This window comes from Streptomyces katrae, assembly GCF_000966975.1.
GTDB lineage: Bacteria > Actinomycetota > Actinomycetes > Streptomycetales > Streptomycetaceae > Streptomyces > Streptomyces katrae.
Window position 1 is genome coordinate 1 of the sequence record NZ_JZWV01000374.1, and the last position, 8,090, is coordinate 8,090.

Consider the following 8,090-nt stretch of genomic DNA (forward strand, 5'->3'; position numbering starts at 1 on the left):
GCCCTGATCGACGGCCGGCACATCCTCCTCGTCGACGCCGACCAGGCCGAGGGCAAGGCCATCGGCGTGACCGGCACCCCGACCTACGTCATCGGCGGCGAGCGCCTCGACGGCGGTAAGAGCCAGGAGGGCCTGCGCGCCCGCATCGAGGAGATCGCCGACCGGCTGCTGGCCGAGGGCGACGAGGGCTGAGTCAGCCGAGTTCCTTGGCGTAGTTGACGTCGGTGGTCCGGTAGCCGAGGGACTCGTACAGCCGCAGGGCCGGGGTGTTGGCGGCGAACACGTGCAGCGCCAGCACGCGGTGGCCCTGCGCGATCGCCGTGCGCTCCGCGAGGAGCATCAGGTCCCGGCCGTGGCCGCGGCCCCGGTGCTCCTCGGCGACCGCCACGTCGTACACGTACGCCCCCTCGCCGCCCTCCCCGGCCGCCGCGAGCCACACGTGCCCGACGGGGGTCCCGGCCGACTCCAGGACGGCGAACGTGACCCCGGGGGTGTCCAGGCCCTCGGGGAGCCGCGCGTCGTGGTCGGCCTCCGACTTGGCCCGCGCCGCCTCCGGCCGCATGCCCCGCGCCGTCCAGCTCGCCGCGTACTCCTCACGGGCCCGGACGTTCCACACCGCGTACTCGGCCTCCGTCATCGGCCGGCCGCGCGCCCCCTCGGAGAGGGCCGGGGGGCGCTCCGGGAGCTCCTTGGCCATGTTCCGGCTGGTCTCGGCGTACCCGAGGGCCGCGGCGAGCCTCAGGCCGCCCGGGGAGCCCGCCGGGACCGAGATCCGCACCCGGCGGCAGCCCCAGCCGCGCAGCACCTCCTCGGCGGCCAGCGCGGCGACCGTGGCACGGCCCCGGCGGCGGTCCGGCTCGTCGATGGCCAGGTCGCGGATCTCCCCCACCGTCGGCCCGAAGGGCGTGTCGGCGGCGATCAGGAGCGTTCCGACGCGCCTGCTGTTGACGCGGACCTCGTACGGGCGCGAGCGCGCGCCGCCCTCGCTCTGCTGAAGCGGCCCGCTCGGCCGCAGGGTGGTGGTCATCCGTCGAGTTCTACCCGCCCCGCGCCGGTGTCACCACGGTGCGCGGGGGCTCACGGGTCGATGTCGGACGCGGCACGCTCCTCGAAGACCCGCATGGCGTTGGCGGTGACCGGGCCGGGGGCGGCGGCCAGGGTGCGGCCGTCGACGCGGTGGACGGCCTGGACGTCGCGCAGCGTGGAGGTCAGGAAGACCTCCTCGGACCGCTCCAGCACGTCGAAGGGCAGGTCGGTCTCGTGGGCCCCGGTCCATTCGAGGGCCAGCGCGCGGGTGATGCCGGCGAGGCAGCCCGAGGCCACGGGCGGGGTGTGCAGCTCCCCGTCGAGGACGACGAAGACGTTGGAGACGGCGCCCTCGCAGAGCTGTCCGACGGTGTTGGCGAAGAGGGCCTCGGAGGCGCCCGCCCGGTTCGCCCGCGCGAGGGCGACCACGTTCTCGGCGTACGAGGTGCTCTTCAGGCCGGTCAGCGGGGAGCGCTCGTTGCGCACCCAGGGAACGGTGATCACGGCCGTGGTGTCGGGGCGGCGGGTGGCCGCGCCGACGGCGGCGACCAGGGTGGGCCCGGTCCCGCCGCGGTCGGAGCCGAGCGGGGAGAGGCCGCCGGTGTAGGTGATCCGCAGCCGGCCGAGCGGCATCGGGTTGGCCTCCAGGACGGCGGCGCAGGCGCGGCGGACCTCGTCGAGGTCGGGATCGGGCAGGCCGACGCCTCGGGCGGAGCGGGTGAGCCGCTCCAGGTGCCGGGTGAGGGCGAAGGGGGTCCCGTGCTCGGCCTTCAGGGTCTCGAAGACCCCGTAGCCCAGGGCAGGCCCGGGGTCGAGGACGGACACCTTCGCGTCGTCGGCGTCGCGCAGCGCCCCGTCGAGCCAGATCCTCACCGGACGGTTCCTCCACTCAGGTCGTGCGCCGCCGCGTCCGCGCCCGGTACGGGCCCGCCCGAGGCCAGCGCGAGCAGCCGGGCGGCCTTCAGTTCGGTCTCGGCCCACTCCCGCTCGGGGTCGGAGCCCCAGGTGATCCCGGCGCCGGTGCCGAAGCTCAGACGGGGGCCGCCCGGGGCCTCCCGGTCGATCCAGAACGTGCGGATGCCCACGGCGAGGGCGGCGGTGCCCCGGTCGGCGTCGACCCAGCCGATGCCCCCGCAGTAGGGGCCGCGCGGGGCGGTCTCCAGCTCCTCGATGATCCGCAGGGCGGAGGACTTGGGCGCGCCGGTCACCGAGCCCGGCGGGAAGGTGGCGGCCAGCAGCTCGGGCCAGCCGGCGCCCTCGGCGAGTTCGCCGCTGACGGTGGAGACGAGGTGGACCAGGCCGGGGTGCTCCTCCAGGGCGCACAGCTCGGGCACGGTGACCGATCCGGTGGCGCAGACGCGGCCCAGGTCGTTGCGGACGAGGTCCACGATCATCACGTTCTCGGCGTGGTCCTTGGGCAGCAGGTCGGCGGCGGTACGGCCGGTGCCCTTGATCGGTCCGGACTCGACGCGGCGGCCGGCCCGGCGCAGGTACAGCTCCGGGGAGGCGGTGGCGATCTCCACGCCGTGGGCACGGAGCCGAATCGTTCCTGCGTAGGGGGCGGGGTTGCCGCGCGCGAGGAGGGCGGTGAGGGCGTCCACGTCGGCGGCGGCCGGATCGGGCAGCGGCGCGGAGACCACGCGGCAGAGGTTGGCCTGGTAGACCTCCCCCGCCGCGATGTACTCGCGGATCCGGCGGACGCCCGCGACGTACGCGGAGCGGTCCAGGGAGGAGGTCCAGCGGCCGGCGGCGGGGCCGCGCCAGGCGCCCGGGACGGGCGCGGGCACGGGGTCGGGGCGTATGTCCCCGAAGCGCGCGCAGGTCAGCCGGCCTTCGAAGTCGGCGCTCACCACCCAGAACCCGGTGGAGTCGAGGGCGGAGGGGTCGCTGGTGACGTCTCGGAGGTCGGTCGCGAGGAGGCCGCCGAAGCGGGCCAGGGGGGGCAGGTCGTGCACGGCTGCGAGTCTATGACCGGTGGCGCGATGACGCCGGTGAGGTGACCGGCGGGTGACCTCTGGTGATCGGGTCGGCAGCACGTCGGCAGCACGCTGCGGAAACGCGTTTTTGAGCTGGCCCGGGAATCCGCTAGAGTTCAACACGTCGCCAGGGAGCGAAGGGGAAAAACCCCGGAGCGAACACGGTGACACTGCGGACGTAGCTCAGTTGGTAGAGCACCACCTTGCCAAGGTGGATGTCGCGAGTTCGAGTCTCGTCGTCCGCTCTGAGTGGGGGATCTTCCCGAGACCCCGCACACTCCGAGGTGGAGTGGCCGAGAGGCGAGGCAACGGCCTGCAAAGCCGTCTACACGGGTTCAAATCCCGTCTCCACCTCCAAGGACGATTAGCTCAGCGGGAGAGCGCTTCCCTGACACGGAAGAGGTCACTGGTTCAATCCCAGTATCGCGCACGCAGCACCAGCACCACCCTGTTTGACCTGCGGTTCCTTACCGTAGCCCGCGCGATTAGCTCAGCGGGAGAGCGCTTCCCTGACACGGAAGAGGTCACTGGTTCAATCCCAGTATCGCGCACCGCAACCGGAAGCCCCGGCCGTTTCGACGGCCGGGGCTTCTGCCGTGTGGGTTACGCCGTGAAACGCGAAAAAGGGTGTTGCCCGTACGGCTCCCCAGCCGCACGGGCAACACCCTTCAACTGCCGTCCGCCGTTCCCCCGTCCCCACGGGGTCCGACGGGCCGATGTCCCGGCCCGGGCCGCTCTCCCGGACCCGGGGCGCCGCTCAGCGCCCCAGCATCACGCCCACGGACGACGCCTGCGCCGCCACCTGATCGAAACCTCCGAAGAGGAAGAGCAGGAGGGCGGCCAGGGGGAGGACCATGGCCGCGGCCACCAGCGGGTGCCGCGTTCCGGACTCATGGCCGTTGAACGCGAACAGCTTGCGTCCCTGCCGTGCGATGTCCGCCATGGTCCTCTCCCTGTCGTCTGGCAGCGGCGGGCTCGTGACCTCGGGGGACGAGTGCGCCACCCGCCGCTTGTCTTCAACACTAGGCGGCCGGACGGCTCGTGGCCTCATGCCCTCGTACCCATTGCCGGGCCTCCAGGAGGATGAGGCAACCGCCCCCTGCCTACTCCCCTGGGTGGAGATCGCTCCCCCGCGGTGGGGGGCATCCCGGAGGGGATGACCGGACAGTAGTGACTTCGCTCACTTCCGTCACTCCCCGCGCACGCGTGTCCTCGTACGGGGTGTTGACGGCCCCGGTCGTACGCCACGGCCCCCTTCCCCCGGCCGTGGCCTCGCACAAGGGGCGCGACGAGGCCAATCCCCTTGGTTCGAGGGCCCCTTGAGGGCACGGAACGAAGTCCCCCGAAAGGGGGCCGCCGGGTCTGGCACACCCTCAAGTGGCCTGCGCCGCACTGAGGATCGAATCCCCCGCGGAGGGCGCGGCCTCTGAGCGCTGGTGCCGGATGGTCCGTAAGCTGTGCCAGGTCAGCAAGGCGACCGTCAGCGGGGTGGACATGGCGATGATGCGGCTCCGGCGCGAGGACCCGCGTGTCGTCGGCTCCTTCAGACTGCACCGGCGGCTCGGTGCGGGCGGCATGGGCGTCGTCTACCTGGGCTCCGACCGGCGCGGCCAGCGCGTCGCCCTCAAGGTGATCCGGCCCGATCTGGCCGAGGACCAGGAGTTCCGCTCCCGGTTCGCCCGCGAGGTGTCCGCCGCCCGGCGGATCCGCGGCGGCTGCACGGCCCGGCTGGTGGCCGCCGACCTGGAGGCCGAGCGCCCCTGGTTCGCCACCCAGTACGTGCCCGGCCCCTCGCTGCACGACAAGGTGGCCGAGGAAGGCCCCCTGACGGCCGCGCAGATCGCCGCCGTCGGCGCCGCGCTGTCCGAGGGGCTGGTCGCCGTCCACGAGGCCGGGGTCGTCCACCGCGACCTGAAGCCCTCGAACATCCTGCTGTCGCCCAAGGGGCCGCGGATCATCGACTTCGGCATCGCCTGGGCCACGGGTGCCAGCACCCTGACCCATGTCGGCACGGCCGTCGGCTCCCCGGCTTCCTCGCGCCCGAGCAGGTGCGCGGCGCCGCCGTCACCCCGGCCACGGACGTGTTCTCACTCGGCGCCACCCTCGCCTACGCCGCGATGGCCGACTCGCCCTTCGGGCACGGCAGTTCCGAGGTCATGCTGTACCGGGTCGTGCACGAGGAGCCCCACCTGGTCGGCGTTCCGGACGCGCTGGCCCCGCTGGTGCGGGCCTGCCTGGCCAAGGACCCCGAGGAACGGCCGAGCACCCTCCAGCTGTCGATGCGGCTCAAGGAGATCGCCGCCCGCGAGGCCCAGGGGCTGGGCGACGGCCGCCCGCCGGCGCAGCGGGCCCGCGTCGAGCGGCCCAGCGGCCGGCTGCCGGAGCGGGCCTCCGGGTACGCGGGGCAGGACACGGAGCGGCGTACGGGCGGCGGCCGCAGTGCCGCCGAGCGCGGGGGCGAGCGTCCCTCCGGCGCCACCCCCGCCCCCCGGCCGCAGGGGCCGCACAGCGGGGCTCGGCCGCGCCCGTCGGGCTCCCGCCACCCGGGGTCGACGGCGGGGCGCACGGGGGGTCGTACGGGTGGCCGCACGGGGCCGCGCACCGGGCCCCGTACGACCGGCACCGGGCGGCGGCCCTCACGGCCGGACCCGAAGCTGCTGCGGCAGCGGCTGATCGTGTTCGTGGTCGTGACGCTGCTGGTGGCGCTGGGGATCGCGCTCGCGCAGAAGCTGTGAGCGGGGACGGGAACGCGTAGGGGCGCCCTGCCGTGTGGCAGGGCGCCCTCTGTGTGTGCGGGGGGGCTCGGGTCCGCTAGGAGCGGGCGCCGCCCGCTACCGCGTAGAAGGCCACCGCGGCGGCCGCGCCCACGTTGAGCGAGTCCACGCCGTGCGCCATGGGGATCCGTACCCACTCGTCGGCGGCGACCAGCGCCTGCGTCGACAGTCCGTCGCCCTCGGCACCCAGCATCAGCGCCACCCGCTCCAGGGTGTGCGGGGCCGCCACGTCGATCGGGGAGGCCTTCTCGTGCGGGGTGAGGGCGAGGAGCTTGAAGCCCGCCTCCCGGACGGTGTCCAGGCTCTTGGGCCAGGCCTCCAGGCGGGCGTAGGGGACGGAGAACACCGCGCCCATGGAGACCTTCACCGAGCGCCGGTACAGCGGGTCCGCGCAGTCCGGCGACAGCAGCACCGCGTCCATGCCGAGGGCGGCGGCGCTGCGGAAGATGGCCCCGATGTTGGTGTGGTCGTTCACCGCCTCCATGACGGCCACCCGGCTGGCCGAGGCGAGGAGTTCCTGGGCCGTGGGCAGCGGCTTGCGCTGCATCGAGGCCAGGGCACCGCGGTGCACGTGGTAGCCGGTGACGCGCTCGGCGAGGTCCGGGCTGACGGCGTAGACCGGGGCCGGGATCTCGTCGATGACGTCGCGCATGACGTCCACCCACTTGGCGGACAGCAGCATCGAGCGCATCTCGTAGCCGGCGTCCTTGGCCCGCCGGATGACCTTCTCGCCCTCGGCGATGAAGAGGCCCTCGGCGGGCTCGCGGCGGCGGCGCAGCTCCACGTCGGTCAGGCCGGTGTAGTCGCGCAGGCGCGGGTCGTCGGGGTCTTCGATGGTGATGAGATCAGCCACAGGGTGATACTGCCTTGTCCTGGGTGTGGTGCCAACGGGCCGTCAGGCGCCGTTGGCGGGGAGCTCGGGGAGCGTGGGGAGCGTGGGGAGCTCGCCGGGAGGGTTCACGGCGACGACCTCGCCGATGACGATGACCGCCGGCGGGCGGACCTCCTCGGCGCGGACGGTCTCGCCGACCGTGGCCAGGGTGGCGTCCACCCGGCGCTGGGTGGCGGTGGTGCCCTCCTGGATGACCGCGACCGGGGTGTCGGCGGAGCGGCCGTGCTTGACCAGGGCCTCGGCGATCAGCCCGATCTTGTCGACGCCCATGAGGACGACGAGGGTGCCGTTGAGCTTGGCGAGCGCGGCCCAGTCGACGAGGGAGCGCGGGTCGTCGGGGCCGACGTGGCCGCTGACGACGGTGAACTCGTGCGCCACGCCGCGGTGGGTGACGGGGATGCCGGCCGCGCTCGGGACCGAGATGGAGCTGGAGATGCCGGGGACGACGGTGCAGGGGATGCCGTGCTCGGCGAGGGCCTGGAGCTCCTCCATGCCGCGGCCGAAGACGTACGGGTCGCCGCCCTTGAGCCGGACCACGGCCTTGCCGGCCTTGGCGTGCTCGATGAGGGCGTTGTTGATGGCCTCCTGGGCCATGAAGCGGCCGTACGGGATCTTCGCGGCGTCGATGACCTCGACGTGCGGCGGCAGCTCGTCGAGGAGGTCGCGGGGGCCGAGCCGGTCGGCGATCACCACGTCGGCCTCGGCGAGCAGGCGCCGGCCGCGGACGGTGATCAGGTCCGGGTCGCCCGGGCCGCCGCCGACGAGGGCGACGCCGGGGGTGTGCGGGCGGGCGGCGGTGAGGGAGCCGTCGCGCAGCCCCTCGACGACCGCGTCGCGGACGGCGGCGGAGCGGCGGGGGTCGTTGCCGCTGAGCACGGCCACGGTGACGCCCTCGACCCGGCCGGTCGCCGGGGTCCAGGCGGTCGCCGCCTCGGCGTCGTCGGCCCGTACGCACCAGACCCGCTTGGCCTCGGCCTCGGCGGAGGCCCGGTCGTTGGCCTCCCGGTCCCGGGTGGCGATCAGGGCGTACCAGGCACCGTCGAGGTCGCCGTCCTGGTAGCGGCGCCGCTCCCAGCGGATCTCCCCGGTCTCGGCCATCGCGTCCACGGAGGGGGTGGCGGAGGGCGACACCAGCAGGACGTCCGCGCCGGCGGCGATGAGGGCGGGCAGGCGGCGCTGGGCGACCTGGCCGCCGCCGATGACGACGACGCGGCGCCCGGTCAGGCGCAGTCCTACGGGGTAGGCGGGGTGTGCCGGGTTTCCCATGGCGGTTGCGGCTCCTGATGCGGCGGGTGTGTTCGGCGGGGCCGCTGCTGCACTGGAGCGGCTGACGGACCGTGCGGGCGCCCGTCCGGCACCACGATACGACCCATAGCCGCTGGTCGTACCTGCGGGGGCGAAGTTCGGGGGGTGGGGTGGGAG

7 protein-coding genes, 3 tRNA genes and 1 pseudogene are annotated in these 8,090 nt (G+C 74.2%); 5 read left to right on the forward strand and 6 right to left on the reverse strand.

The genetic code is table 11. The features are described 5' to 3' along the window. Positions 1-192: DsbA family protein (locus VR44_RS14505; RefSeq protein WP_045947896.1), on the forward strand; the 192-nt coding region annotated here is incomplete at its 5' end. A 1-nt stretch (position 193) separates the two neighbouring features. On the opposite strand, the gene VR44_RS14510 is transcribed toward VR44_RS14505, so the two are convergent. The 3 genes from VR44_RS14510 to VR44_RS14520 are packed head-to-tail and all read right to left on the reverse strand — an operon-like array spanning position 194 to position 2,981. After that, entirely contained in the window at positions 194-1,027 is an 834-nt protein-coding gene (locus VR44_RS14510; protein WP_045947897.1) for a GNAT family N-acetyltransferase, read from the reverse strand. A gap of 50 nt (positions 1,028-1,077) precedes the next feature. Beyond that, positions 1,078-1,899, reverse strand: a complete 822-nt coding sequence (locus VR44_RS14515) for an aminotransferase class IV (protein ID WP_045947898.1) — start codon at positions 1,897-1,899, stop codon at positions 1,078-1,080. Beyond that, positions 1,896-2,981: a chorismate-binding protein gene (locus VR44_RS14520; protein ID WP_045947899.1), complete on the reverse strand. Its 1,086-nt coding sequence runs from the start codon at positions 2,979-2,981 to the stop codon at positions 1,896-1,898. The genes VR44_RS14515 and VR44_RS14520 overlap by 4 nt, the downstream gene beginning before the upstream one ends. A gap of 193 nt (positions 2,982-3,174) precedes the next feature. Here VR44_RS14520 and VR44_RS14525 point away from each other — a divergent pair. The 3 genes from VR44_RS14525 to VR44_RS14540 all read left to right on the forward strand — a co-directional run bounded on the left by VR44_RS14525 (position 3,175) and on the right by VR44_RS14540 (position 3,553). Then, positions 3,175-3,247 (forward strand) — tRNA-Gly (locus tag VR44_RS14525). A gap of 38 nt (positions 3,248-3,285) precedes the next feature. Beyond that, positions 3,286-3,359, forward strand: a tRNA-Cys gene (locus VR44_RS14530). A 122-nt stretch (positions 3,360-3,481) separates the two neighbouring features. Then, a tRNA-Val gene (locus tag VR44_RS14540) sits at positions 3,482-3,553 on the forward strand. A 206-nt stretch (positions 3,554-3,759) separates the two neighbouring features. On the opposite strand, the gene VR44_RS14545 is transcribed toward VR44_RS14540, so the two are convergent. Continuing rightward, the gene (locus VR44_RS14545) at positions 3,760-3,969 is read right to left on the reverse strand and encodes a hypothetical protein (protein ID WP_384757425.1); all 210 of its coding nucleotides are present in this window, start codon (positions 3,967-3,969) and stop codon (positions 3,760-3,762) included. Positions 3,970-4,496: 527 nt separating this feature from the next. Between VR44_RS14545 and VR44_RS14550 the strand changes: the two are divergent. After that, positions 4,497-5,737, forward strand: a pseudogene (locus tag VR44_RS14550) (serine/threonine-protein kinase). 76 nt (positions 5,738-5,813) lie between these two features. Here VR44_RS14550 and VR44_RS14555 read toward each other — a convergent pair. Both VR44_RS14555 and cobA read right to left on the reverse strand, forming a co-directional pair. Then, complete coding sequence (locus tag VR44_RS14555; RefSeq protein ID WP_045947901.1) at positions 5,814-6,629, reverse strand: TrmH family RNA methyltransferase; 816 nt, start codon at positions 6,627-6,629, stop codon at positions 5,814-5,816. A gap of 42 nt (positions 6,630-6,671) precedes the next feature. Next, positions 6,672-7,934 carry a uroporphyrinogen-III C-methyltransferase gene (gene cobA, locus VR44_RS14560; protein WP_045947902.1) on the reverse strand — a complete coding sequence of 421 codons (1,263 nt, stop codon included), beginning with the start codon at positions 7,932-7,934 and terminating at the stop codon, positions 6,672-6,674. Positions 7,935-8,090 lie beyond the last annotated feature (156 nt).